The 23,043-nt window shown below is 72.5% G+C and carries 23 protein-coding genes and 1 pseudogene; 11 read left to right on the top strand and 13 right to left on the bottom strand.

Translation table 11 applies throughout. From position 1 onward, the window contains the following. The first annotated feature begins 62 nt into the window (after positions 1–62). Positions 63–1,631, top strand: a complete 1,569-nt coding sequence (locus RBJ77_RS02415; RefSeq protein WP_372343451.1) for a M81 family metallopeptidase — start codon at positions 63–65, stop codon at positions 1,629–1,631. A 15-nt stretch (positions 1,632–1,646) separates the two neighbouring features. Here RBJ77_RS02415 and RBJ77_RS02410 read toward each other — a convergent pair whose 3' ends face one another. Beyond that, complete coding sequence (locus RBJ77_RS02410) at positions 1,647–2,477, bottom strand: transporter substrate-binding domain-containing protein (protein ID WP_372343450.1); 831 nt, start codon at positions 2,475–2,477, stop codon at positions 1,647–1,649. Positions 2,478–2,620: 143 nt separating this feature from the next. On the opposite strand from RBJ77_RS02410, the gene RBJ77_RS02405 reads away from it, so the two are divergent. Beyond that, on the top strand, positions 2,621–3,226 hold the full coding sequence (locus tag RBJ77_RS02405; protein WP_372343449.1) for a nucleotidyltransferase domain-containing protein: 606 nt from the start codon (positions 2,621–2,623) through the stop codon (positions 3,224–3,226). Positions 3,227–3,320: 94 nt separating this feature from the next. Beyond that, a complete protein-coding gene (locus RBJ77_RS02400) occupies positions 3,321–4,238 on the top strand; it encodes an NADP-dependent oxidoreductase (protein WP_372343448.1) in 918 nt (305 codons plus the stop codon). Positions 4,239–4,329: 91 nt separating this feature from the next. Here RBJ77_RS02400 and RBJ77_RS02395 read toward each other — a convergent pair whose 3' ends face one another. Continuing rightward, complete coding sequence (locus RBJ77_RS02395; protein ID WP_372343447.1) at positions 4,330–5,523, bottom strand: globin domain-containing protein; 1,194 nt, start codon at positions 5,521–5,523, stop codon at positions 4,330–4,332. A gap of 79 nt (positions 5,524–5,602) precedes the next feature. Beyond that, entirely contained in the window at positions 5,603–6,046 is a 444-nt protein-coding gene (locus tag RBJ77_RS02390) for an Rrf2 family transcriptional regulator (RefSeq protein ID WP_372343446.1), read from the bottom strand. 219 nt (positions 6,047–6,265) lie between these two features. Between RBJ77_RS02390 and RBJ77_RS02385 the strand changes: the two genes are divergently transcribed. Both RBJ77_RS02385 and RBJ77_RS02380 read left to right on the top strand, forming a co-directional pair. Then, a complete protein-coding gene (locus RBJ77_RS02385) occupies positions 6,266–7,243 on the top strand; it encodes an arabinan endo-1,5-alpha-L-arabinosidase (RefSeq protein WP_372343445.1) in 978 nt (325 codons plus the stop codon). Further along, positions 7,225–8,664 (top strand): family 43 glycosylhydrolase, encoded by a 1,440-nt coding sequence (locus RBJ77_RS02380; protein ID WP_372343444.1) that lies wholly within the window; start codon positions 7,225–7,227, stop codon positions 8,662–8,664. Before RBJ77_RS02385 ends, RBJ77_RS02380 begins: the two co-directional genes overlap by 19 nt. Here the strand turns inward: RBJ77_RS02380 and RBJ77_RS02375 are convergent. After that, entirely contained in the window at positions 8,651–9,679 is a 1,029-nt protein-coding gene (locus tag RBJ77_RS02375; RefSeq protein WP_372343443.1) for a LacI family DNA-binding transcriptional regulator, read from the bottom strand. The two genes, RBJ77_RS02380 and RBJ77_RS02375, sit on opposite strands and share 14 nt — an antisense overlap. Before the next feature lie 154 nt (positions 9,680–9,833). Further along, positions 9,834–10,916, bottom strand: a complete 1,083-nt coding sequence (locus RBJ77_RS02370; RefSeq protein WP_372343442.1) for an NADH:flavin oxidoreductase/NADH oxidase — start codon at positions 10,914–10,916, stop codon at positions 9,834–9,836. A gap of 138 nt (positions 10,917–11,054) precedes the next feature. Here RBJ77_RS02370 and RBJ77_RS02365 point away from each other — a divergent pair, with 138 nt between their 5' ends. Then, a complete protein-coding gene (locus tag RBJ77_RS02365) occupies positions 11,055–11,465 on the top strand; it encodes an ArsR/SmtB family transcription factor (protein WP_372343441.1) in 411 nt (136 codons plus the stop codon). On the opposite strand, the gene RBJ77_RS02360 is transcribed toward RBJ77_RS02365, so the two are convergent. Further along, on the bottom strand, positions 11,349–12,758 hold the full coding sequence (locus RBJ77_RS02360; RefSeq protein ID WP_372343440.1) for a nucleobase:cation symporter-2 family protein: 1,410 nt from the start codon (positions 12,756–12,758) through the stop codon (positions 11,349–11,351). The two genes, RBJ77_RS02365 and RBJ77_RS02360, sit on opposite strands and share 117 nt — an antisense overlap. Positions 12,759–12,916: 158 nt before the next feature. Further along, positions 12,917–14,260 carry an NADP oxidoreductase gene (locus RBJ77_RS02355; RefSeq protein ID WP_372343439.1) on the bottom strand — a complete coding sequence of 448 codons (1,344 nt, stop codon included), beginning with the start codon at positions 14,258–14,260 and terminating at the stop codon, positions 12,917–12,919. Positions 14,261–14,427: 167 nt separating this feature from the next. Between RBJ77_RS02355 and RBJ77_RS02350 the strand changes: the two genes are divergently transcribed. Beyond that, positions 14,428–14,970, top strand: a complete 543-nt coding sequence (locus tag RBJ77_RS02350; protein ID WP_372343438.1) for a DUF6214 family protein — start codon at positions 14,428–14,430, stop codon at positions 14,968–14,970. Between the two features lie 323 nt (positions 14,971–15,293). Here the strand turns inward: RBJ77_RS02350 and RBJ77_RS02345 are convergent, their stop codons facing one another. Further along, complete coding sequence (locus RBJ77_RS02345; protein WP_372343437.1) at positions 15,294–15,929, bottom strand: DUF305 domain-containing protein; 636 nt, start codon at positions 15,927–15,929, stop codon at positions 15,294–15,296. Positions 15,930–16,036: 107 nt separating this feature from the next. Here RBJ77_RS02345 and RBJ77_RS02340 point away from each other — a divergent pair, with 107 nt between their 5' ends. After that, the gene (locus RBJ77_RS02340; protein ID WP_372343436.1) at positions 16,037–17,542 is read left to right on the top strand and encodes an LVIVD repeat-containing protein; all 1,506 of its coding nucleotides are present in this window, start codon (positions 16,037–16,039) and stop codon (positions 17,540–17,542) included. On the opposite strand, the gene RBJ77_RS02335 is transcribed toward RBJ77_RS02340, so the two are convergent. Continuing rightward, positions 17,530–18,255, bottom strand: coding sequence for a TetR/AcrR family transcriptional regulator (locus RBJ77_RS02335; RefSeq protein WP_372343435.1), 726 nt, complete (start codon positions 18,253–18,255; stop codon positions 17,530–17,532). The two genes, RBJ77_RS02340 and RBJ77_RS02335, sit on opposite strands and share 13 nt — an antisense overlap. 246 nt (positions 18,256–18,501) lie before the next feature. On the opposite strand from RBJ77_RS02335, the gene RBJ77_RS02330 reads away from it, so the two are divergent. Together RBJ77_RS02330 and RBJ77_RS02325 are read left to right on the top strand one after the other, a co-directional pair. After that, positions 18,502–18,747 carry a DUF2630 family protein gene (locus RBJ77_RS02330; protein WP_255974207.1) on the top strand — a complete coding sequence of 82 codons (246 nt, stop codon included), beginning with the start codon at positions 18,502–18,504 and terminating at the stop codon, positions 18,745–18,747. Continuing rightward, positions 18,744–19,193 carry a (4Fe-4S)-binding protein gene (locus RBJ77_RS02325; protein ID WP_372343434.1) on the top strand — a complete coding sequence of 150 codons (450 nt, stop codon included), beginning with the start codon at positions 18,744–18,746 and terminating at the stop codon, positions 19,191–19,193. Before RBJ77_RS02330 ends, RBJ77_RS02325 begins: the two co-directional genes overlap by 4 nt. 24 nt (positions 19,194–19,217) lie before the next feature. On the opposite strand, the gene RBJ77_RS02320 is transcribed toward RBJ77_RS02325, so the two are convergent. From RBJ77_RS02320 to RBJ77_RS02305, 4 genes are all read right to left on the bottom strand, one after another. Continuing rightward, positions 19,218–19,913 carry an HAD family hydrolase gene (locus tag RBJ77_RS02320; protein ID WP_372343433.1) on the bottom strand — a complete coding sequence of 232 codons (696 nt, stop codon included), beginning with the start codon at positions 19,911–19,913 and terminating at the stop codon, positions 19,218–19,220. 33 nt (positions 19,914–19,946) lie between these two features. Then, positions 19,947–20,624 carry a phosphatase PAP2 family protein gene (locus RBJ77_RS02315; RefSeq protein ID WP_372343432.1) on the bottom strand — a complete coding sequence of 226 codons (678 nt, stop codon included), beginning with the start codon at positions 20,622–20,624 and terminating at the stop codon, positions 19,947–19,949. Between the two features lie 68 nt (positions 20,625–20,692). Next, positions 20,693–21,628: a M56 family metallopeptidase gene (locus RBJ77_RS02310; RefSeq protein WP_372343431.1), complete on the bottom strand. Its 936-nt coding sequence runs from the start codon at positions 21,626–21,628 to the stop codon at positions 20,693–20,695. 132 nt (positions 21,629–21,760) lie between these two features. Continuing rightward, complete coding sequence (locus RBJ77_RS02305) at positions 21,761–22,333, bottom strand: DUF5134 domain-containing protein (protein WP_372343430.1); 573 nt, start codon at positions 22,331–22,333, stop codon at positions 21,761–21,763. Positions 22,334–22,494: 161 nt separating this feature from the next. On the opposite strand from RBJ77_RS02305, the pseudogene RBJ77_RS02300 reads away from it, so the two are divergent. Then, positions 22,495–23,043 (top strand): annotated as a pseudogene (locus tag RBJ77_RS02300) (FUSC family protein); the annotation flags it as partial.

Below are 23,043 nucleotides of genomic sequence, written 5' to 3'. Positions count from 1 at the left end.
CGCGCCGCCGCGCGGGTAGGGTTCCGCCGCCACCGCCACCAGCAGGAAGAGAGCGGCCACGCATGACCAGCAGCAGCACGCCGGTGCGGGACCGCCGGCTGCGGATCGGGATCGGCGGCATCGGCATCGAGTCGTCGACGTTCTGCCCGCACCGCTCCACCCTCGACGACTTCCGGCGGACCCGCGGCGCCGAACTCCTCGACCGCTACACCTGGACGCGTCCGGACGGTGACCTCGCCGCCCTCGTCGAGTGGGTGCCGCTGCTGCACGCGGTCGCCCTGCCCGGCGGCCCCGTGGAAGCCGAGTCGTACCTGCTCCTGAAGGACGAACTCGTCACCCGGATCAGGGAGTCGGGGCCGCTCGACGGGCTCGTGTACGACATCCACGGCGCCATGAGCGTCGTCGGCCTCACCGACGCCGAGGCCGACCTGACCGAGGCCGTGCGCGCGGCCCTCGACGAGGTGGGCACCCCCGACGGCCACCGCCCCGTGATCTCCGCCGCGATGGATCTGCACGGCAACGTCTCGCGCCGCTTCGCCACCCCGGTCGACCTGCTCACCGCCCACCGCCTGGCCCCGCACGAGGACGCCTGGGACACCCGGGAGCGTGCCGCCCGCAATCTCGTCCACTGCCTGCGCGAGGGCCTGCGCCCGCACCGCGCCTGGGTCCAGGTCCCCGTCCTCCTCCCCGGCGAGAAGACCAGCACCCGCCTGGAGCCCGCCGCGTCGCTCTACGGCTCCCTCGCCGGCATCGAGAAGCGGGACGGCATCCTCGACGCCGCGCTGTGGGTCGGCTACGCCTGGGCCGACGAGCCGCGCTGCAGGGCCGCCGTCGTGGTGACCGGCGAGGACGCCGAACCGGCCGTGCGGGAAGCCGAGTCGCTCGCCCGCCGCTACTGGGACGCCCGCCGCGACTTCGTCTTCGGCGGCCCGACCGGCAGCGCCCGGGAGTGCATCGAGCGGGCCGTGGCCTCGGACCGCCGGCCGTTCCTCATCAGCGACTCGGGCGACAACCCCACCGCGGGCGGCGCCGGTGATCTGGCGTACGTGCTGGGCGAGTTGCTGACCCACGACGCGATCCGCAGCGGCGCGGTGACGGCCGTGCACCCCGGCATCACCGACCCGGTCGCCGTCGCCGCCTGCTTCGAGGCCGGGGTCGGCGCCGAGGTCACGCTCTCGGTCGGCGGCAAGGTCGACGCGCGGCACGGCGGCCCGTACCGGCTGACCGGCACCGTCGAGGCGTTGCAGCGCGCCGCCGACCGGAAGGACCGTGCCGAGGGCGGGGCGTTCGACCGCGGCGTCGGCATGGCGGCCGTCCGCGTCGGCGGCCTCACCGTGATCCTCGTCGAGCGCCGCAAGCCGTTCCACACCCTCGCCGACTTCCTCGGCCCCGCCGAGGGCGGACTCGGGATCGACCCGCGCACCTACGACCTGGTCGTCGTCAAGATCGGCTATCTGGAACCGGAGTTGCACGCGATGGCCGCCGACTGGCTGCTCGCGCTCACCCCCGGCGGCGTCGACCAGGACCTGGTGCGCCTGGGGCACCACCGGGTGGAGCGCCCGCTCTACCCCTTCGACGAGGACGCCCACGACACGGACGGCGGACCCGACCTCACACCGGTCCTGCTCTGAGCGGCCGCGGAACCCTCAACTCATCCATTCCGCCTCGTACTTGGCGTACGTGCCGTCGTGCGTGGCCAGGTGCACGAACTGGCTCACGTACTCCTGGAAGTCCCGGTCGCCGCGCGGCGTCGCGTACGCCTTCTCCGCGAACGTGAACGGCTCGTCGGGGTGGACCGAGCACAACTCCGGATGGAGCTTGGCCTGGTAGCGGGTCTCGCTCGCGTCGGTCATCATCACGTCCGCCCGGCCCGCCACGATCTCCTCGAAGATCGTGGTGTTCTCCGGGTGGAGCTTGATGGTGGCCTGCTTGATGTGGGCGCGGGCGAACTGCTCGTTCGTGCCACCGGGGTTGACGATCACCGTGGTGCCGACCTGGTCGATGTCCTGGAGCGTCCGGTACCTGTCCTTGTCGGCGCACCGCACGATCGGCGTCTTGCCGTCCTCGCGGGTCGGCTCGCTGAAGGACACCTGGCGGGCGCGCGGCAGCGTGACGGAGACGCCGCCGGCCGCGATGTCGCACTTCCCGGCCGACAGGTCGGCCACCAGGTTCGCCCAGGTGGTGTCCACGAAGCGGGGCTCGGCGTCGAGGCTCTTCGCCAGGTCGCGCGCCATGTCGACGTCGACACCGCGGTACGAGCCGTCCTTCGGGTCCTTGTAGGTGAACGGCCGGTAGTCGCCCGTCGTGCAGACGCGCAGCACCCCGGTCCTGGGCACGGAGTCCAGCAGACTCGTGGCCGGCTTCTTCGCGGGGCGGTGCGCGGCGGAGGGCGCCGCGGGTGCGGCGGCGGTCAGGGCCAGCAGACAGACCAGGGCGGACAGGGTGGCGGTGCGCTGCTGGGGCACGCGGCGGCTCATCGATGCTCCTCGTCGAGGTGGACGACCATGGATGCAGGGTGAACTGATCATGCGGGCCTCACCCTGGCAGAAGAGCGGGGGGCGGGTGAAGACCGTGTACGGGCTCGGGGAGCGGGGCGTTCCGGAGCGGCAGGATGGCTGGCATGAGACGACTCCACGCACCGTTCGGCCCCTGGGACCCGGCTCCCGCGGGTGAGGTCGCGGCCCTCTTCGAGGAGCTCGGTACACCGTGGTGGCTGGCCGGGGGCATCGCGATCGAACTGGCCGTGGGGCGACGGCTGCGCGCCCACGGCGACATCGACGTGATGGTGCTGCGCCGGGACCAGACCCGCGCACAACAGGTCATGCAGGGCTGGGAGTTGTGGGCCGCCGACCCGCCGGGCAGTCTGCGGCCGTGGGCGGCGGGCGAACCGCTGGCGCCGGGCGTGCACGACATCTGGTGCCGCCCCGGGCCCGACGCGCCCTGGCGTGTCCAGCTCATGCTGGAGGAGAGCGAGGGGGCCGCATGGGTCTCCCGCCGCGACGCGCGCGTGCGCAGGCCGCTCGACGCCCTGGGGTTCACCACCGGCGACGGCACGCCCGTGGTGGTCCCCGAGGTGCAGCTCCACTACAAGGCGAAGCGCCTGCGCCCCAAGGACGAACTGGACTTCGACGCGGCGCTGCCGCATCTCGCACGGGAACAGTGCCGCTGGCTCGCGGACGCGCTCACCACGACGTACGGACCCCATCCGTGGGCCGCGCGTCTGTGAGCGCGCGGACGTTCAACTGCCGGGGAAGACGCGGTGTTCGTGATCCGTTGTCGACGCCAGGACGGTCCTCTCCAGAGAGTGCGGTGATCACGGAATGAAGGCGGTGCGGTTCCACGCGTACGGCGGGATCGATGTGCTGGAGGTCGAGGAGGTGGAGCGGCCGGTGCCCGGGCCCGCGCAGGTCCTCGTCGAGGTGCGGGCGGCCGGGATCCAGCCGGGTGAGACGCACATCCGCACGGGTGCGCTGCACGCGCGCTGGCCCGCGACGTTCCCCTCCGGGCAGGGCAGCGATCTGGCCGGCGTGGTGGTGGAGACCGGCCCGGAGGTGCGCGGCTTCGCGGTGGGCGACGAGGTCCTCGGCTTCACCCATCGGCGGGCGAGCCAGGCGGAGTTCGTGGCGGTCGACGACGTGAACCTGGTCGCCCGCCCGCAGGGCCTGCCGTGGGACGTGGCCGGTTCGCTGTACGTGGCGGGGACGACGGCGTACGCCACCGTGTTCGCGGTGGACCCCGCTCCCGGCGACACGGTCGTGGTGTCCGGCGCCGCGGGCGGCGTCGGATCGCTCGCCGTGCAGCTCGCGCGGCGGCGCGGTGCCACGGTGATCGGCCTGGCGAGCGAGCGGAACCACGCCTGGCTGAAGGAGCGCGGCGTCGTGCCGGTCGCGTACGGGGAAGGGGTGGCGGAACGGATCGGGCAGGCGTCCGGCGGGCGGGTCGACGCGTTCATCGACACGTTCGGCGACCCCTACGTCGAGCTGGCCGTGGAGCTGGGGGTGCGGCCCGAGCGGATCAACACGATCCGCGCCTGGCGGTCCGCCGCCAGGATCGGCGCGCGGACCCACGGCGAGGGCTCGGCGGCCTGCGCGGTCGTCCTCGGCGAACTCGCCCGGCTCGCCGCACGCGGCGAACTGGTGGCGCCGATCGCCCGCGCCTACCCCCTGGAGCAGGTGCGGGAGGCGTTCCGTGACCTGGAACAGGGGCACACGCACGGCAAGATCGTGCTCCGCCCCTAGCAGGTCAGGGTCAGGGTCAGGTCAGGTCCGGTCCGGGGTGCCCTCGGGCGGGCGCCCCGGACCGCGGTCGTCGGTCGTCGGGCCGGTTCGCTCAGGCGGCCGCGGCCAGCCACAGGTCGGGGCCGAACACCTCGTAGTGGATGTCGGCCGGCGCCACGCCCTGGGCGAGGAGCTGCTCGCGCACCGCGCGCATGAAGGGCAGCGGGCCGCAGAGGTAGGCGCGGGTGCCGGGGGCGACCGGTACGTTCGCGAGGTCGACGCGGCCGGTGCGGTGCCCCGAGCCGGGCCGCTCGTACCAGAAGTGGGCGGTGGCGTCCGGGAGCTTCCCGGCCAGCGCCTCGTGCTCGGCGCGCAGCGCGTGCGTGTCGGGGGAGCGGTCGGCGTGCACGACCGTCACCGGGCCGGTGTGCCGGGCGGCCGCGAGCTCCTCCAGCATGGCCAGCATCGGGGTGCAGCCGATGCCCGCGGAGGCGAGCAGCAGCGGCGCCTCGTCGACCGCGAGGACCAGATCGCCGTAGGGCGCCGAGACCCGCAGCCGGTCGCCCGCGCCGACATGCGTGTGCAGGTGGTGCGAGACCTCGCCGTCGGGCGTGGTGTCGGTGCCCGGCACCCGCTTGACGGCGATCGAGCGGGTCGTCTCGGACGGCGCGCCCGTCAGGCTGTACTGGCGTATCTGCTGGGCGCCGTCGGGCAGCGTGACCTGGACGGACACGTACTGGCCCGGCTTGAACGCGGGCGCGACGGCGCCGTCGGCGGGGCGCAGCAGGAAGGCCGCGACGTCCTGCGTGGGATCGGTGCGGGACACGACCTCCCAGTCCTGCCACACGTCGCCGGCGGTCACGCCCTGCTCCGCGTAGAGGCGTTCCTCGATCGCGATGAGGGCGTTCGCCATCAGCCAGTACACCTCGTCCCAGGCGCGGGCCACCTCCGGGGTGACCGCGTCGCCGAGCACCTCCGCGATCGCCTCGAACAGGTGCTGGTGCACGACCGGGTACTGCTCGGGGAGCACGCCCAGCGAGGCGTGCTTGTGCGCGATGCGCTGCAGCATCACGTCGGGCCTGTCGTCCGGGTGAGAGACCAGGTACGTGGCGAAGGCGGCGATGGAGCCGGCGAGCGCCTGCCGCTGGCTGCCGGCCGCCTGGTTGCCCCGGTTGAACAGGTCGCGCAGGAGGTCGGGGTGGGCGTCGAAGAGCTTCCCGTAGAACCGCCCGGTGATGTCCTCGATGGCCGCGCCGACGGCGGGGAGCGTGGCGCGGACGACTGCGGCCGACTGAGCGCTGAGCATCAGCGGAACTCCTTAATATGCATTTGAGAGTCGTATTTTGAGGTGCGGGTCGACGCGGACCGTGCTCGTGGTCACGAGCTCAGTCCGCGGCAGGGGTGGGGGAGAGGGCCACCAGCAGGGGGCCGGTGGGTGCCTTGACGAGATCGGGCAGGGTCAGCGGGTCCAGTGACGCGAAGAACGCCTCCTGGGCCTCGCGCAGCGCGCCCCGCAATCGGCAGGCCGAGCGCAGGGGGCACGGGGTGGTGCCCTCGCAGTCGACGACGTCGCCGGGTCCTTCGAGGTCCCGCACCAGTCCGCCGATGGAGACCGCCCGGCCCGCCCCGGTGAGCGTGAGTCCGCCGCCCCGGCCGCGCCGTGCCTCGACCAGGCCCATGTGCTGCAGCTTGGCGACGACCTTCGCGGTGTGCGTGTACGGCACGTCCATGGCGGACGCCACCTCGCGGGTCGTGGGCAGGTCCCCCTCCTCGACCGCCAGGCGCATCAGTACGCGCAGAGCCAGATCCGTGAATCGCGTCAGCCGCATGAGAGCACGCTACAAATGTGGCATCTGAAATGCAAGTTAGGTGAGTCCTGAGGGAGTCATTGACGCGGAAGCGCTTCGATTCTACGGTCCCGTCCGAAGTCACGACCAGCGTTCGAAATCACGGACGTAGCACGGGTGTTGAGGGGATCGGCAACCTCTCGCGTCCGCACGGCGACCGTGTCACGAACCCCCGTGCACCCCGCCCTGAAGGAGAGCCGCGTGAGCCGCCGCACCCCCCGCCGCACCAGAACCGCGCTCCTCGCCCTGCCGGCCGCCGCCCTGCTGGCCCTGATCCCGTCGACCGCGTCCGCGTACCCGAACCCCGGGACCGTCACCGGCGCCACCGTCGTCCACGACCCGACCATGATCCGCACCTCCGCAGGCCGCTATCTGCTGTACGCCACCGGCGGCGGCCTCGGGTACCGCACCTCCACCGACCGCATCGCGTTCAGCGCGGGCAGCGACGCCTTCACCACCAAGCCGTCGTGGTGGTCGTCGTACGCGACCGAGGCGTGGGCGCCCGACATCTCGTACCACGGCGGCAAGTACCTCATGTACTACGCCGTCTCGACGTTCGGCTCCAACAGGTCCGCGATCGGCCTGGCCGGCTCGACCACCGGGCTGCCCGGGTCCTGGACCGACTACGGCGTCGTCTACACGTCCACGACGTCCAGCGACTACAACGCCATCGACCCGAACCTCTTCGTCGACGACGACGGCACGTGGTGGCTGTCGTTCGGCAGCTGGTGGACCGGCATCAAGATGATCCGGATCGACCCGTCGACCGGCAAGCAGCTCGCCTCGAACACCACCCGCTACTCCCTCGCGTCCCGTCCGACCGGCACCAAGGCCGTCGAGGCCCCGTACATCGTCAAGCGCGGCGGCTTCTACTACCTGTTCGCCTCGTACGACACCTGCTGCGCCGGCACCAGCTCCACGTACAAGGTCAAGGTGGGGCGCGCCACCAGCGTCACCGGGCCCTACTACGACAAGAACGGCGTCGCCATGACGAACAACGGCGGCACGCCCGTCCTGGAGTCGCACGGCAGGTTCATCGGCCCCGGCGGCCAGTCGATCATGAGCGACACCGACGGCGACCTGATCGTCTACCACTACTACGACGGGAACGACAACGGCACCCCGAAGCTCGGCGTCAACCTCCTGAACTGGAGCACCGGATGGCCCGTCGCCTACTGACCCTGCTCGCCGCGCTCCTGCTGGCGCTCGGCCTCGGCCAGTCGACGGCGAGCGCGGCCGGCTTCGCCAACCCCGTCAAGTCGGTCAAGGGCGCCGACCCCTGGATCTCGTACCACGACGGCAACTACTACCTGGTGACGACGAGTTGGACGAACGCCATCACCGTCCGCAGGTCCGCCACGCTCGGCGGACTGAACACCGCACCGAGCATCCAGGTGTGGACCGGCGACGCCGCGTCCCGCTGCTGCAACATCTGGGCGCCCGAACTCCACTACGCGAACGGACGCTGGTACCTGTACTACGTCGCCGGCCAGAACGTCACCGACTACGTCCCCACCCAGCGCGTCCACGTCCTGGAGTCCGCCGGCAGCGACCCGCTCGGCCCGTACACGTACAAGAACCAGCTGAACGGCTCGTGGATGCTGGACCCGACCGTCGCCACCATCAACGGCAAGCTGTACGTGATGGGCAGCGCAAGCGGCGGCGGCACCCAGAACATCGTCATCGCACCGATGTCCAACCCCTATACGGTCAGCGGGAGTTACACCACCATCTCCACGCCCACCCATGCCTGGGAGAAGTCCGGTGCCGCCGTGAACGAGGGGCCCGAGATCCTCCAGCGCGGCGGCAGGACCTACCTGGTCTACTCGGCGAGCGGCTGCTGGACCCCCGACTACGCCCTCGGACAGCTCACCCTGACCGGCTCCGATCCGACGGCGGCGTCCTCCTGGACGAAGAAGTCGACGGCGGTCTTCAGCAGCGCCGCGTCGAAGGGCGTCTACGGCCCCGGCCACAACGGCTTCTTCGACTCGCCCGACGGAACGCAGAGTTGGATCGTCTACCACGCCAACGACGCGGCGGGCGACGGGTGTGACAACGGGCGCACCACCCGCGCCCAGGCCTTCGGCTGGAACGCCGACGGCAGCCCGAACCTCGGCACCCCGGTCGCACTCGGCGGCGGTCTGACCGGCCCGTCCGGCGAGCCGTCCAGCACCTCGACGACCTACACCGTCACCAACCGCGCCAGCGGCAAGTGCCTCGAAGTCGCCGGGAGTTCGGGCGCCGACGGAGCGAACGTCCAGCAGTGGACGTGCAGTGGCGGCGCCCACCAGAAGTGGCGGATCGAGGACCAGGGCGACGACACCAGCCGCCTCGTCAACGTCGCCACCGGCAAGGTCCTCGACACCGCCGACTGCTCCGCCGCCGACGGCGCCGATCTGCGGCAGTGGTCCTGGCTGAACAACACGTGCCAGCGCTACCGCTTCCCGACCACCGACACGGGAGGCTGGGTGCGCATCGTCAACCAGGCCACCGGGAAGGTCGCGGACGTCGCCGACTGTTCCACGTCCGACGGCGCCGACGTGCGGCAGTGGAGCTGGCTGAACAACAACTGCCAGCAGTGGAAGCTCAATCCGGCCTGACACCGGACCCGAGCCCCGGCGCCGGGCGTGCCACCCTGACAGGGCCGCCCGGCGCCGGCCCCGCCGCCGTACTGCTCCGCACCACGAGCCGGGTCGCCACCTCCACCGCCTGCGTCCCTGAGGTCTCCTGCCCGGTCACGAGCCGCAGGGCCGTCGCCGCCATCTCCGCCAGCGGCAGGCGCACCGTGGTCAGCCCCGGGGCGAGCCCGGGCCCACTCGGCACGTCACCGAAGCAGACCACGCTCACGTCCTCCGGCACCCGCACCTGCCGCTCGGCCAACGCCTCGCAGACGCCCGACGTCATCGACTCCGAGCAGACCAGGACGGCCGTCGGGGGCTGTGGCAGGTCGAGCAGCACCCGCATGCGGTCGCCGTACCGGACGTACTCGGGGCGCGGCCGCAGCCCGGCCGCCGCCAGCGCCGCACGGAATCCCGCCACCCGGGCGGCCCCGCACCGCGACCGCCGGTCGCCGCCAATCACGGCCACCCGCTCGTGGCCGAGCCCGAGCAGGTGCTCCGTCGCGCCCACCGCGCCCTGCCGCTCCGCCGCGACCACCGACAGCATGCCCCGGGGCGGTTCCAGCACCGGGTCGACGAGGACGAACGGCACGTCGTGCCGGTCGAGCCACGCGTACTGGGCGGGCGTCAGCCCGGACCGCAGGAACAGGACCCCGGACGTCCCCCGGGTCATCACCCGGTCCCGCCAGCCGCGCGCCCGCGCCGGCCCCGTGGACACCACGACCTCCAGACCGGCTGCGTGCGCCGCCCCCTCCACGCCGCGCAGCACCTCCGCCGCCCCGGCGCCGCCGAGCGAGGGCACGACCAGGTCGACGAACGCGGCGGACGCGGCCCGCCGCCTCCGCACGTACCCGAGCCGATCGAGGGCCTCGGTGACCCGCCGCCGGGTCTCGGGCGCGACGTCCCGCCGCCCGTTGACCACCTTCGAGGCGGTCGGCACGGACACCCCGGCCTCCCGCGCCACGACCGCGAGGGTCGGCCCGCCCACGAACCCCATGAACCACCTGCCGTCCCACGACGGAGCAACGGCCTCTCACTTTATGGTCGGCGCATCGGGCCGTGAAGTCCCTGGTGGGCAGGGGTGGTTGGGGGACAGCGGGCGATTCGGCATACCGAACAGCACGGGCCCCGCACAGCGCGAGCAGAACCGCTCAGACGGAGCGGTGATACTGGTCAGGAACGTGCACGGCGCCGCCCAGCTCACGTGCCGCCCGCCGGGCGAACGACGGGTCGCGGAGGAGTTCGCGGCCCAGCAGGATCGCGTCCGCCTCCCCGTTGGCGAGGATCTTCTCCGCCTGTTCGGCGTCCGTGATGAGGCCGACCGCCGCGGCCGGCACCCCCGCCTCGTTGCGGACCCGCGCCGCGAACGGGACCTGGTAGCCGGGGCCGACCGGGATGCGGACGCCGGACGCGTTGCCGCCGGTCGACACGTCGATGAGGTCGACGCCGTGGTGCTTGAGGTCCGAGGTGAAGCGGACGGTGTCGTCGGCGGTCCAGCCGGCCCGGCCCTCCAGCCAGTCCGTCGCGGAGATCCGGAAGAACAGCGGGAGCTCGTCCGGCCACACCGCGCGGACGGCGTCGACGACCTCCAGGGCGAAGCGGGTGCGGTTCTCGTAGGAGCCGCCGTACTCGTCCGTGCGGTGGTTGGAGTGCGGGGAGAGGAACTGGCCGATCAGATAGCCGTGGGCGCCGTGGATCTCGGCGACCTCGAAGCCGGCGTCCAGGGAGCGCCGCGCCGCCTCGGCGAACTGCCCGACGATCTCGCGGATGCCGTCGGTGGTCAGCTCGGTCGGCACGGCGTGCCGCTCGTCGAACGCGATCGCGCTCGGCGCCACCGCCTGCCACCCGTACGCCTCGGGACCGACCGGGCCGCCGCCCTTCCAGGGGCGGTCCGTCGAGGCCTTGCGCCCGGCGTGACCGAGCTGGATGCCGGCCACCGTCCCCTGCGACTTCAGGAACGCCGTGATCCGGCGGAACGCCTCGACCTGCGCGTCGTTCCAGATCCCCAGGTCGTACGGGGAGATCCGGCCCTCGGGCGAGACGCCCGTCGCCTCGACGATGATCAGGCCCGTGCCGCCCGCGGCCCGCGCACCGTAGTGCTGGAAGTGCCAGTCCGTGGGCGCACCGGTCAGCGGGCCGTCGGGGGCCGCGCTGTACTGGCACATCGGCGGCATCCAGACGCGGTTCGGGAAGGTCAGGGACCTCAGCGTGTAGGGCTCGAACAGCGCGCTCACGGCGGACTCCATTCGGTACGTGCTCGGGTGACTGCTCACCTTCTGGACTCGTACGATAGGCATCGTAGTACGGCGACTGTCAAACTACGAGAGATCTCGTACAATGAGGCAGGGAGATCGCACACCGAGGGGACCGTCATGACGACCGCAGCACCGCAGGCCACCGGCAGTCGCGCCCTCGCGCACCCCGCCCGCGAGGAGATCCGCCTCGAAGCGGTGCTGCACGCGCTCTCCGACCCGATGAGGCTCTCGATCGTCCGCGAGATGGGCGCCAACGCGCGGAGCGAGCCGGACGGGCTCGCCTGTTCGCACTTCGACCTGCCCGTCACCAAGTCCACCTCCACGCACCACTTCCGGGTGCTGCGCGAGAGCGGGGTGATCGAGCAGGTCTACCGGGGGACCGCCAAGCTGAACGGCCTGCGCAGGGCCGATCTAGACGCGCTGTTCCCCGGACTGCTCGACAGCGTCCTCGACGCGGCTGCCCGGCAGGCGGACCGGCTCGACGGTGGCGGTGGTAGCAGCGGTGGCAGCGGCGGTACCGTCGGCTGAAGTCGCCTTCCCCGGCAGGTGGTTGAAGAGCAGGTTCAGCACGATCGCGGTGAGGCAGCCCGCGCTGATCCCGCTGTGCATCACCGTCTGGAACCAGTCGGGGAACTTGTCGTAGATCGTCGGCACGCCCACCGGGATGACCCCGAGTGCGACGGAGACGGCCACCACGGTCAGGTTGCTGGTGCCCTCGAACTCCACCTTGGCGAGCGTCCTGAGCCCGCTCGCCGCGACCGTCCCGAACATCACCAGTCCCGCGCCGCCCAGCACCGGCGACGGGATCGCGGCGATCACCGCGCCCAGCTTCGGCAGCAGCCCCAGCACCACGAGGATCCCGCCCGCCACGGCCACGACCCACCGGCTGCGCACCTTCGTCATGCCGACCAGGCCCACGTTCTGCGCGAACGCCGTGTACGGGAACGTGTTGAAGACACCGCCGAGGACCGTGGAGAAGCCGTCCGCGCGCAGCCCGTCGGCGAGCGCCCGCCGGTCGACCGGGCGGTCCGTCATCTCGCCGACCGCGATGAAGTCACCGGTGGTCTCGGTCATGGTGACGAGAGCGACGATCAGCATCGACACGATCGCCGCCCCGTGGAACTCCGGCGCCCCGAAGTGGAACGGCGTGCTGATGCCCACCCAGTTCGCGTCGCCGACCGCGCCGAAGTCCGTGAAGCCGGTCGGTATCGCCACCGCCGTGCCCGCCACGATGCCGATCAGCACCGCGATCCGGCTCAGCGCGGGCGGCGCGAACCGCTGGACGCCGAGCACGATCACCAGGACGAGCGCCGCGAGCCCGAGGTTCTTCGGCTCCCCGAAGTCCCGCGCGCCGGAACCACCCGCCGCCCACGTCCCCGCGGTCGGCAGCAGTGACAGGCCGATGATCAGGATCACCGTGCCCGTGACCAGCGGCGGGAAGAACTTCAGCAGACGTCCGAAGACCGGTGCGAGCAGCATCATCGCCAGCCCCGCGACGATCACGGCCCCGTAGATCGCGGGCAGCCCGCCGCCCGTCGTCCCGATGAGCACCATCGGCGACACGGCCGCGAACGTACAGCCCTGCACGATCGGCAGGCGGATGCCGAACCGCCACACGCCGATGCACTGGATCAGCGTCGCGATGCCGCAGACCAGCAGATCGGCGGTGATCAGATAGGCGAGGTCGGCGGGCGGCAGCTTCATCGCGCCGCCCACGATCAGCGGCACGGCGACCGCGCCCGCGTACATCGCGAGGACGTGCTGCAGCCCGAACGCCGCCAACTGGCGTACGGGCGGGACCTGGTCGACCGGATGTGTCATACGTGCTCCAAGGCAGGGGAGTCCGGGCAGGGGCGGCAGCACGAGACCGTATGCGGCTTGAACGGTTTGTTGATTTCGCGGGTGTTGCCGGTGTGTGTCGCGGTACAGGAGCGGGTGCGGATCGCCTACGAACGACTCCGATCCGCCCGCGAAACCACCTACGAACCGCGTGCCGCGCCCAACAGGCCGGCCCAGTCGGGGATCTTGACGGACCCCCGGCCGAGCGAGCTCCCCAACTCCGCCTCGGCGCGCTCGATCGCCCGCCAGCCGTCCCATTCGACGGGCCGCACCCCCGCGTCGAGCAGCCCGGCCAGCGGGTCCTGCGCGAGGTCCTTGCGCAGGAGGGCGGGGGCGTCCGCCAGCAGGGACGTGACGGTCTCCTTGGCGCACGGCCGGTTGGTGCCGATGACGCCGGTCGGGCCGCGCTTGATCCACCCCGCGACGTACTCGCCGGGGGCGGCCCGCCCGTCGCGCAGGACGCGGCCGGCCGCGTGCGGCACGGTGCCGAGCGCCTCGTCGAACGGCAGCCCCTCCAGCGGCACTCCGCGGTACCCGACCGAGCGCAGCACCAGTTGGGCGGGGATCTCCTCGTACGTGCCGGTGCCGAGCACGCCGCCCCGTCCGTCCGGGTGCGTCCGCTCGAACCGCACTCCGGCCACCCGCCCGGCGCCCGCCACGATCTCGGCGGGACGCAGGTAGAAGCGCAGATGGATCCGGCGGCGCGCGTCGGCGCGGGGCGGGGCGGCGGCCCAGGCGCGCAGGACCTCCACGTTGCGGCGGTTCGCGGCGGGCAGTGCCGACGGGTCGGCGTAGGCCGGGTCGAGTGCCAACTCCCGCTCGTCGACGACGAGTTCGGTGTCGGGGAGTCCACCGAGCTCGCGCAGTTCCTTGGTGGTGAAGCGGGCCTGCGACGGTCCGCGCCGCCCCACCATGTACACGTCCCGCACCTCACTCACGGCCAGGGTGCGCAGCGCCGCCTCCGGCATGTCGGTGGGGGCGAGCTCGGCGGCGCCGCGGGCCAGGATGCGCGTCACGTCCACGGCGACGTTCCCGACGCCGATGGCGACGGCCGCGCGCACGCCGCGGACGAACCCGTGGTCGGAGGCGTCCGGGTGGGCGCTGTACCAGGCCACGAAGTCGGTCGCCGACCAACTGCCCGGCAGGTCCTCGCCGGGCACCCCGAGATGCCGGTCGGCTGCGGCGCCCACGCAGTAGACGACCGCGTGGTAGAGGTCGAGCAGCTTCGCGGGCGGCAGCGCGGGGCCCACCTCGACGCCGCCGAGGAACCGGACCCGCTCGTCCTCCAGGACCGTCCGCAGGTTGCCCTGGAGCGACTTGATCTTCTCGTGGTCCGGCGCGACGCCGTAGCGCACGAGGCCGTACGGGCAGGGCAGCCGGTCGAGCACGTCGACCCGGACGTCGGGGACGCCGGCCTGCTGCACGAGGCCCTGGGCGGTGTAGACCCCGCTCGGCCCCGATCCGACGACGGCGATGTGCGGCACGGGCGGCTCCTTCCGCTGGCGCGCGCTGATGCTCTTCAGCATGGCACCGCACGGGGCGGCCGGGGAGGGGCTGGACGGGGGTGGTGGGCGTGCCGTGCCCCCGGGATCGGTAGGGCTCCCTGCGCGCCGTTGATGACCAAACGTGATCATAGGGCTACCGTTCGCGTGTGCTGGAGAGTTCATTCTTCGACTTTTCTGATCACTACCGGCCGGACGGTTCCGTCTCCGCGTGGCCGCAGGGGAACCGTGAGGGGCCCGGCGAGGACGTCCGGCCGCCCTGCTTCCACGTCCGGCTGGCGTTCGGCGACGGGGCCCGGGTCGACATGCTGGGCAGGGTCACGGAAGGCCGTGTCGTCCTGGAGGAGATGGGTGCCGTCCCGCCGCTGTCCGCCGACCTCGGCGCGGTGCGGGACGACTGGGCCGAGGGTGCCCTCGCCGCCGAATACTCCGACGCGGGCCCCTTCGACGTCGCACCCCGCCGGGAAGAGGGGCGCGAAGGGGTACCCGGCCGCCGGGCGCGCCCGGCCTGGCCGCGCGGCGTCGAGGGGCGCCGCGGTGTCGCCGACGCCTATCGCGCGGCCCAGGCGGAAGGCCGCGATCCCGTCCTCGCGGTGATGTGTGCGACGGGCCGCAGCCGCCGCAGATCGCTGCGCCTGATCGCGGCGGCCCGGGACGCGGGGTTCCTGGCGCCACGCCACAACCGGCGCTGAACGGGCCGCGCGGGTTACGCCACAACCGGCGCTGAACGGGCCGCGCGGGTTACGCCACAACCGGCGCTGAACGGGCCGCGCGGGTTACGCCACAACCGGCGCCGAACCGGCCGCGCGGGTTACGCCACAACCGGCGCCGAACCGGCCGCGCAGGCGCTGGACCGGCCACAACAGGCGCTGAACCGGCCGCCGCACAGGCGCCTCACCGGCCGCCGCACAGGTGCCCGACCGGGCGCCGCGCCCACGTCACCCACCCCGTGCCGCCCCCACGTCACCCACCCCGTGCCGCCCCCACGTCACCCGACCGGGGCGCCGCGCCCGCGTCACCCCATGTCGCGCATCCGGCCGATCTCCGCCGTCTGCTGCGCGATCACGTCGTCGGCCATCTCCTCGACCTGCACGTTGTTCCCGTCGCTCTTCACTTCGGTGGCCATCGTCACGGCCCCCTGGTGATGCGTGATCATCAGCTTCAGGAACAGCTCGTCGAACGCGGCGCCGTCCGCCGCCCGCAGACTCTTCAGCTGGGCCTCGGTCGCCATCCCCGGCATCGTGCCGTGCCCCTGGTGTCCCGTCGGCGACTCGGACTTGCCGTACTTCTTCAACCAGCCGCGCATCACCTCGATCTCCGGGGCCTGCGCCGCGGAGATGCGCTCGGCAAGCCGCTTCACCTTCCCCGACTCCGCCCGCTTCGGGACGAGTCGGGTCATCGTCAGGGCCTGCTCGTGGTGCTGGATCATCATCTGCGCGTAGCCGACGTCGGCCGAGTTCGGGCTGTCGTCCGGGCCGCGCCGCTCGGCGTCCTTGGCCGACAGGGTCTCGGCCGCCTCGCCGGGCTTGCCCGGAGCGATCACCGAAGGGCCGCCGGACGCCGGGGAGTCGGCCTTCGCGGGCCCGTCCGAGTCGCAGCCGGTCACCCCCAGGGCCAGCGCCGCGACCAGCGCGGGCACAGCAACTTTCATGACGAGTCTGTTGCCATCTGTTGATCTGTGCATGAGGAAGACGATACTCGGGGGATCCGTGAACCGTTCACGTATGAACGACGTCGTCGTCAACCAGGGAGACAACAGTGACCCTGTTGCAGAACTCCGCCCGAACGCGCCGCAGACGCCTGGGAGTTGCCACCGCCGCCGCCGGCCTGCTCGCCGCCCTCCTCGCGGCGGGCCCGGTGTCGGCCACACCCGACCCGGGTGACAGGCCGGCCGCGCCCAAGAGCGTCTCGGAGAGCACCGAGGCCCGCGCGGAGGCGGCGATAGCCGCCGGCGAGATACCCGGCCAGGACGAGATCGTCCACTCCGACAACATCGAACACCTCACCAACATCCCCAAGGACGCGCTGCCCGGCACCAACTCGGACCTCGCCTTCCAGGGCAAGTACGCCTTCGCCGGGAACTACGACGGCTTCCGCATCTTCGACATCAGCAACCCGAAGGCGCCCAGGACCGTCGCGCAGGTCCTGTGTCCCGGATCGCAGAACGACGTCACCGTCTCCGGGAACCTGCTGTTCCTGTCCACGGACAGCTCCCGCAGCGACAACTCCTGCGCCTCCACCACCCAGCCCGCGACCGAGAAGTCGTCGTGGGAGGGCATGAAGGTCTTCGACATCAGCGACAAGCGGAACCCGAAGTACGTCGCGGCCGTCGAGACCGCGTGCGGCTCGCACACGCACTCCCTGGTGCCGGAGAAGAAGAACGTCTACATCTACGTCTCCTCGTACTCGCCGAGCGCGACGTTCCCCGACTGCCAGCCGCCGCACGACGGCATCTCCGTCATCAAGGTGCCGCGCAACGCTCCGGAGAAGGCGGCGGTCGTCGGCTTCCCCGTGCTGTTCCCGGGCGAGGGCGCGGACGGCGGCGGCAACCCGGGCGCGCCCACCAACCCCGGCGTCTCCAAGACCACGGGCTGCCACGACATCACGGTCCTGCCCTCCAAGGACCTGGCGGCCGGTGCCTGCATGGGTGACGGCATCCTGTTCTCCATCAAGGACCCGGAGAACCCGAAGGTCATCGACCGCGTCCAGGACAACGTGAACTTCGCGTTCTGGCACTCGGCGACCTTCAACCAGAAGGCGAACAAGGTCGTCTTCACCGATGAGCTGGGCGGTGGCGGCGCCGCCACCTGCAACGCGGCCATCGGCCCGAACCGGGGCGCCGACGGCATCTACGACATCGTCGGCAAGGGCGACAAGCGCAAGCTCGTCTTCAAGAGCTACTTCAAGATCCCGCGCCACCAGGCCGACACCGAGAACTGCGTCGCGCACAACGGCTCGCTGATCCCGGTCAAGGGCAAGGACCTGATGGTCCAGGCCTGGTACCAGGGCGGCGTCTCCGTCTGGGACTTCACCGACTCGGCGAAGCCCAAGGAGATCGGCTACTTCGAGCGCGGCCCGCTGACCACCGACAAGCTCACCACGGGCGGCTCCTGGTCGGCGTACTACTACAACGGCTACATCTTCTCCAACGACATCGCGAAGGGCTTCGACGTCCTGAAGCTCAGCGACAAGCGCACGGATCCGGCCAAGCGGATCCACCTGGACGAGCTCAACGTCCAGACGCAGCCCGACTACTTCGACTGAGGAGGCCGCGCCCCCAGGCCGTCCGGGTCGGCCGGGGGCCGCAACGGCTCGAAGTAGCGTGAGAAATCGGCCACCCGGTCGTGTGCGGGGCTCTCGTCGGACGGCTCGTCACCGCCGCCCGGCGGGAAGCCCCGCTCCCACGTCAGGTCGTACCGCTCGAACAGCTCGGCCCGCAGCGTCGGCATCGGCATCGGCGCCCCGGGCACCAGGATCGAGAAGACCGCGCCCATCAGCAGGGCCCGCAGCAGCGGATAGTCCCGGTCCACGTCGAGCGTCCCGTGCCGCAGCACCGTGTCGCGCAGCAGCGCGGCGAGCCGCTGCTGCTCGGGGCACTGCACGAACCCCTCGGCCTGGAGGATCCCGGCCATGTGCGTCCGCATCAGGACGGGCTGGTCGCGGGCGAGGCCCAGGATCGCGTCGATCGCCCGGGCCAGCCGCTCGTCCCCGTCGGCGGTGTCGGGCCGCGGCTCCCGCTCCAGGGCCTCCTCCAGCGTCCGGTGCATCAGCCGGTGCACCGCGGACTGCAGCAGCTGCCGCTTGCCCGGGAAGTAGTACGAGACCAGGCCGCGGGCCGAACCGGCCCGGTCCGCGATGTCGCCGAGCGTCGTCGCGTCGTACCCACGCTCCCCGACGAGCTCCAGCGTCGCCTGCAGAAGCCGTTCGCGGGAACGTCGGCGCAACTCCTCATTGACCGATGCGCTGCGGGGGGACATCCTTGACTCCTGCGTTGACTGGCTTCCAGCCAACTATACTCAGCGCGGCCCGGCCACCGGCTCTTCGGGGCGTGGTGCGCATGGGCGGCCGGCCGTATCGGGCGACGCGGGGGATCGTCCGATACGGCCGTTTCGCGTACGGGCCTCCGGACGGTGTCGGCGCCGCCCGGGGGCCGTTCCGCGCGCGGGGCCGGGCGGGGCTTCCTAGAGTGGGCCGGGGGTCACCTTCACCGGGAGGCGTGCCACATGGACCAGCAGGAGATCCTGAGCCGGATCAGCGCCATGGTCGACGACGAGAAGCAGCTGCGGGCGTCCCTGGCCGACGGGACCATCGACACCGCCACCGAGCGCGAGCGGCTGGCCGCCGTGGAGCGGGCCCTCGACCAGTGCTGGGACCTGCTGCGCCAGCGGCGGGCCAAGGCAGAGTTCGGTGAGAACCCCGACGAGGCACGGGTCAGGCCCTCCGGGCAGGTCGAGGGATACCAGTCGTGACCCGCAAGCCGTACCCGGGGAACCTGGTCACGGTCACGTTCGACGGGCAGCGCTGTCTGCACGCCGCGGAGTGCGGGCGCGGCCTCCCGCAGGTCTTCGACACCGAGCGGCGGCCCTGGATCCAGCCGGACGCCGCACCCGCCGACCAGGTCGCCGCGGTCGTCCGGCGCTGTCCGTCGGGCGCGCTGCGCTACGAGCTCCTCGACGGGACCGTGGAGGTGCCTCCGGCGGCCACGACGATCGAGCGGGCACCGGACGGCCGCCTCGTCATGCGCGGAGATCTGCGGATCCGTACCGCGGACGGGTCGCGGGCCGTGGAGGTCCGGGCCACCCTGTGCGGCTGCGGCGTCAGCGGGAACCAGCCGTACTGCGATCACGCGGGCGCGTGCGGGAAGGACGGGCAGGAGGGGAAGGACGGGACGGACGGGACGGACGGGGAGGGCTGAGCCTCTCGCCCCGTGCCGCGGGGGCTACAGCAGGTCCAGGACCGGGCGCAGGGCGTCCGGGCGCCGGTCCACCGGCAGGTGCTCCACGAAGTGCACCCGGCAGCCGATGTCCGCGGCGCCGCCGTCCGCGCGCCGGTCGTCGCCCACCATCAGCGTGTCGCCGGGGGCCACGCCGAGCGCCTCGCACGCCGCCGTGAACAGGCGCGGGTCCGGCTTCGTGATGCCGTGCCGGTACGACATGACGTACGTGTCCACGTACGGGTCGAGGCCGTGTCCGACGAAGACGGGGCGCAGGTCCCAGCCGATGTTGCTGACCACGCCGACGCGTACGCCGCGCTCGCGCAGACCGGTGAGGACGTCGAGCGCGTCGGGGTAGGGGCGCCAGGCCGCCGGCAGCATGTGGCGGTCGTACAGCGCGTCGTAGAGCCGGTCGTCGGGCAGGGGTACCTCTCGGGCCATCCCCGTGTACGCGGCCCGGTGCCGTGCGGCGTCCACGTCGCGGACGGCCATCAGCTCCGTCAGGTGGCCGGGCACCTCGACGTGGTGCGTCGTGCCGCCGGGCAGCGCGCCCACCGCCCGGAGTCCGGCCACGGCGCGACGGAACTCCCCATCGGACATGGACAGTCCGGACGAGTCGAGCACGGCGCGCAGCCAGGACTCGGTGGACTCGATGCGGAAGAGGGTCCCTGAGAAGTCGAAGAGCACCGCTTTGATCGTCATGCGACCGATCCTGCGGGGTGCCGAACTCGCTGGTCAAGGACGGCTGTTCAGGCTGCTCCAGCGTTCGTACGCGGTGGTGGACAGCGTCACCGTGAGCGCCCCCAGCAGCCAGCCGCCCACGACGTCGGACGGCCAGTGCACGCCCAGCCACAGCCGGGTCAGGCCCACTCCGAGGACCGAGACCACCGCGACGGCCAGCGCCGTGCGGCACAGCGCGCGCCCCGCGCCGGACCGGCGCAGCAGCCACAGCAGGAGGCCACAGACGACGACCGCCGTCATCGCGTGCCCGGAGGGGAACGCGGCGTAGTGCGCCGAGTCCACCGGGTCGGGCCAGACCGGGCGGGGTCGGTCGACCGCCGCCTTGAGGCCCTGTTGCACGAGGGTGCCGAGCAGACAGGTCGCCGCGATCCAGCCCGCGAGCGCCCAGTTCCGCAGCCGCCACACCAGCACCAGCACGACGACCGCGCACAGGGCGCGCATCGTCCACGGGTCCCAGACCCAGTCCGTCAGGATCCGGTTCGCCCGGGTCAGGCCGGGTTCGGCGACGGCGGAGCGGTGCAGGCCCTCGGCGATGTCGGAGTCGAGGTCCGTCAGCGGGCGCCAGCGGACCGCGACGAGGACCAGGAGGAGCAGCGAGGTCAGCGCGAGCGCCGCCGTCAGCGGGGCGCGGGATCGGGAACGGTGCGGGGAGTCGAGCCGTGCCGGGTGCATGGGAAGATCCTCGCCCATCGGGCGGGGCGCGGGCCAACCCAGGTCTCGCCCAGTTCCTCGTCCAGCGGCTAACCCAGGGCCCGCAGCCCCGGGACGAAGGCCACCAGGACGGGGACCAGCGGGACGAGGGCGGCGGCCGCCGTCAGACGCAGCCGGCGGGCCGGGGTGAGCCGGGACGGCGGTGCGAGCAGCCGGTGCACGCGCTGCGGGACGTGCGCGTGCGGCGTCGGGCAGGGGCCGCCGAACACGCCGCGGTCCTCGTTGAGTTCGACCAGGGCGAGGGCGATGGTCAGCCGGCCGAACCGGCGCGAGGCCACGTCGTCCGCGGCCAGCTCCACGAGCCGGTGCATCTCGTCGCGGAACGCGGCGAACACCGGGACCTGCGGGAACCCGGCCGCCAGCGCGCCCGAGCAGTGCAGCAGCCAGTCGTGCCGCCACTGCGCGTGGCCCATCTCGTGTGCCAGCACCGCATCGAGCTGACGGCCCTTCAGGCGGCGCAACGCGGCCGTGGTGATGACCAGTTGGGGCGTCTGTCCCGGCAGCCACCAGGCGTCGGGACGCTCGCCCTCCAGGATCACGAGCCGGTCGGAAGCGGGCTCCTCGCCGGGCAACTGCGGTGCGCGCACCAGGAGTTCGGCCCGCCGCCGACTGCGCCGGACCCGCGCCCTGCGCACCTCGCGCACCAGCATCGCGGCCGTCCACACCCCGCCGAGCGCCAGCGTCACGGCGAGCGTCACCGCCCAGGGCCCCGCCCGCAGCGCGTACGCGTCGACGACTCCGCTGGGCGCGGGCGCGAACACGTGCCCGCGCACCGCCTGCCACGCAGCGGCCGCGCTGAGCGTCATCGACAGCGCGCAGCACAGCAGCACCGCCGCCACGACGCACTGCCACACCCACAGCGCGACGATCGGCTCCCGCTCGGGCCAGTCGGCGCGCGCCAGCAGGCGCGGGGCGACGACAGCGGCGAGCAAGCCGAGCAGCAACAGCGCTACGGGGACCGTCATGGTCGCAGCCTATGAGTCGGCCGCTACTCGGCGGTATGCACGAGAGCCGCAAGTGACGTACGCCACGGTTTCGTTGCCGGTCGCGTCGTCGCGGTCCGGGACGGCGGCGAACCTCTTCGACCAGCGGGTTCTTCACATGGTGAGCAGCATCGCCAGCATCCCGATCCCCATGGAGAGCCGGCAGGCCCGCGCCAGCTCCGGGCGGTCGCCCCAGCCGGTCACCGGGCTGCCGACCGTGGTCGCCGTGGTCGCCGTGGCCGTGGCCGTGGCCGGGACGAGGCGCGCGCCGGACCACAGGACGTACGCCGCGAAGTAGGCGAGCAGGAGCGCCGTGAGGGCGGGGGTGCCCGCGCCGCCGTGGTGGGCGTGTTCCGTCGGCGGGCGCGCCGCCATCGCCGCCGCCATGTAGGCCATCGCGAACGCGCCGACCAGGTGGTGCAGGTGGTGGGCGCCGGCCCTGGACGCCCACAGGGCCCGCAGTGCGGCGGCCCCGAACACCACCGCGTACAGCAGCCAGACCGTGCGCGGCGGCGTGAGGACCGCGGCGGGCACGGCCATCAGGGCCATTCCGAAGCCCATCAGTGCCTCGCCGCCGGCCGTGCGGCGCTGCTCGTCGACGGGGCTGCGCATGCGCAGCAGGCAGTACGCGCCGGTCGCCGCGCACAGCGCGACCAGCAGCCAGGCGGCCGACAGCGGTCCGTGCACCCGAGTCCCCCTCGTCGTCCGGCTCCGTCGTCCGGTGCCGGTCTCCGGGCTAGATGCCCGGCGGGCCGGGGGCGTATGGCGGCGCAGGGGAGCACGGGCGGTCGCGCGGTGTCCCGCGGCTCACATCTTTTACAAGTAAAACACCTGCTAAGGTTTTAGGTATGAGCAGCACACCCCCGTCCCCTCGCGCCCCCTCCGTCCGACCGCTCCCGCTCGCCGGAGTGCTGCGCCCGAACAAGCCGTCGGACATCTGGTTCAAGCCCGCCACCAGCGTGGTCGCCGCCGCCGCGCTACCGAACCTGACCCTGCTCGCCCTGGGCCGGCTCGACCTCGTGATGTACACGATGGCCGGCAGCTTCTGTGCCCTGTACGCGCACAACCTCCCCTACGCTGCCCGGGCGCGCGCCCTCGTCTGGGTGCTGCTCGGCATGCTCGCGAGCGTCGGCGTGGCGCTCGTCGCCGCCTCGCTCACCACCTCGGTCGCCGTGCTCGTCGCCGTCGGCGCGCTGCTCGCCGCCGCGCAGAAGACGCTCTGCGACGCGACCCGGATCGGACCGCCGGGACACCTGATCTTCACGTTCGTCAGCTCCGCGTCGCTGTTCGCGCCGCAGACCCTCGGGCAGGTGCCGGGCCATCTCGCGCTCACCCTCGGCGCGGGGGTCGTCGCCTGGATCGTCGGCATGGCGCCCTGCGTCGTGCGCCCGCACGGC

Origin of the sequence: Streptomyces sp. KL116D (genome assembly GCF_030766975.1) — a bacterium.
GTDB classification, from domain to species: domain Bacteria; phylum Actinomycetota; class Actinomycetes; order Streptomycetales; family Streptomycetaceae; genus Streptomyces; species Streptomyces longispororuber_A.
This window is presented reverse-complemented; position numbering and strand designations above follow the sequence as displayed.

Coding starts and splice junctions, on each gene's coding strand:
- RBJ77_RS02415 (WP_372343451.1), top strand. CDS start 63: ATGACCAGCAGCAGCACGCCGGTGCGGGACCGCCGGCTGCGGATCGGG.
- RBJ77_RS02410 (WP_372343450.1), bottom strand. CDS start 2,477: ATGAGCCGCCGCGTGCCCCAGCAGCGCACCGCCACCCTGTCCGCCCTG.
- RBJ77_RS02405 (WP_372343449.1), top strand. CDS start 2,621: ATGAGACGACTCCACGCACCGTTCGGCCCCTGGGACCCGGCTCCCGCG.
- RBJ77_RS02400 (WP_372343448.1), top strand. CDS start 3,321: ATGAAGGCGGTGCGGTTCCACGCGTACGGCGGGATCGATGTGCTGGAG.
- RBJ77_RS02395 (WP_372343447.1), bottom strand. CDS start 5,523: ATGCTCAGCGCTCAGTCGGCCGCAGTCGTCCGCGCCACGCTCCCCGCC.
- RBJ77_RS02390 (WP_372343446.1), bottom strand. CDS start 6,046: ATGCGGCTGACGCGATTCACGGATCTGGCTCTGCGCGTACTGATGCGC.
- RBJ77_RS02380 (WP_372343444.1), top strand. CDS start 7,225: ATGGCCCGTCGCCTACTGACCCTGCTCGCCGCGCTCCTGCTGGCGCTC.
- RBJ77_RS02375 (WP_372343443.1), bottom strand. CDS start 9,679: ATGGGGTTCGTGGGCGGGCCGACCCTCGCGGTCGTGGCGCGGGAGGCC.
- RBJ77_RS02365 (WP_372343441.1), top strand. CDS start 11,055: ATGACGACCGCAGCACCGCAGGCCACCGGCAGTCGCGCCCTCGCGCAC.
- RBJ77_RS02360 (WP_372343440.1), bottom strand. CDS start 12,758: ATGACACATCCGGTCGACCAGGTCCCGCCCGTACGCCAGTTGGCGGCG.
- RBJ77_RS02345 (WP_372343437.1), bottom strand. CDS start 15,929: ATGAAAGTTGCTGTGCCCGCGCTGGTCGCGGCGCTGGCCCTGGGGGTG.
- RBJ77_RS02335 (WP_372343435.1), bottom strand. CDS start 18,255: ATGTCCCCCCGCAGCGCATCGGTCAATGAGGAGTTGCGCCGACGTTCC.
- RBJ77_RS02330 (WP_255974207.1), top strand. CDS start 18,502: ATGGACCAGCAGGAGATCCTGAGCCGGATCAGCGCCATGGTCGACGAC.
- RBJ77_RS02320 (WP_372343433.1), bottom strand. CDS start 19,913: ATGACGATCAAAGCGGTGCTCTTCGACTTCTCAGGGACCCTCTTCCGC.
- RBJ77_RS02315 (WP_372343432.1), bottom strand. CDS start 20,624: ATGCACCCGGCACGGCTCGACTCCCCGCACCGTTCCCGATCCCGCGCC.
- RBJ77_RS02310 (WP_372343431.1), bottom strand. CDS start 21,628: ATGACGGTCCCCGTAGCGCTGTTGCTGCTCGGCTTGCTCGCCGCTGTC.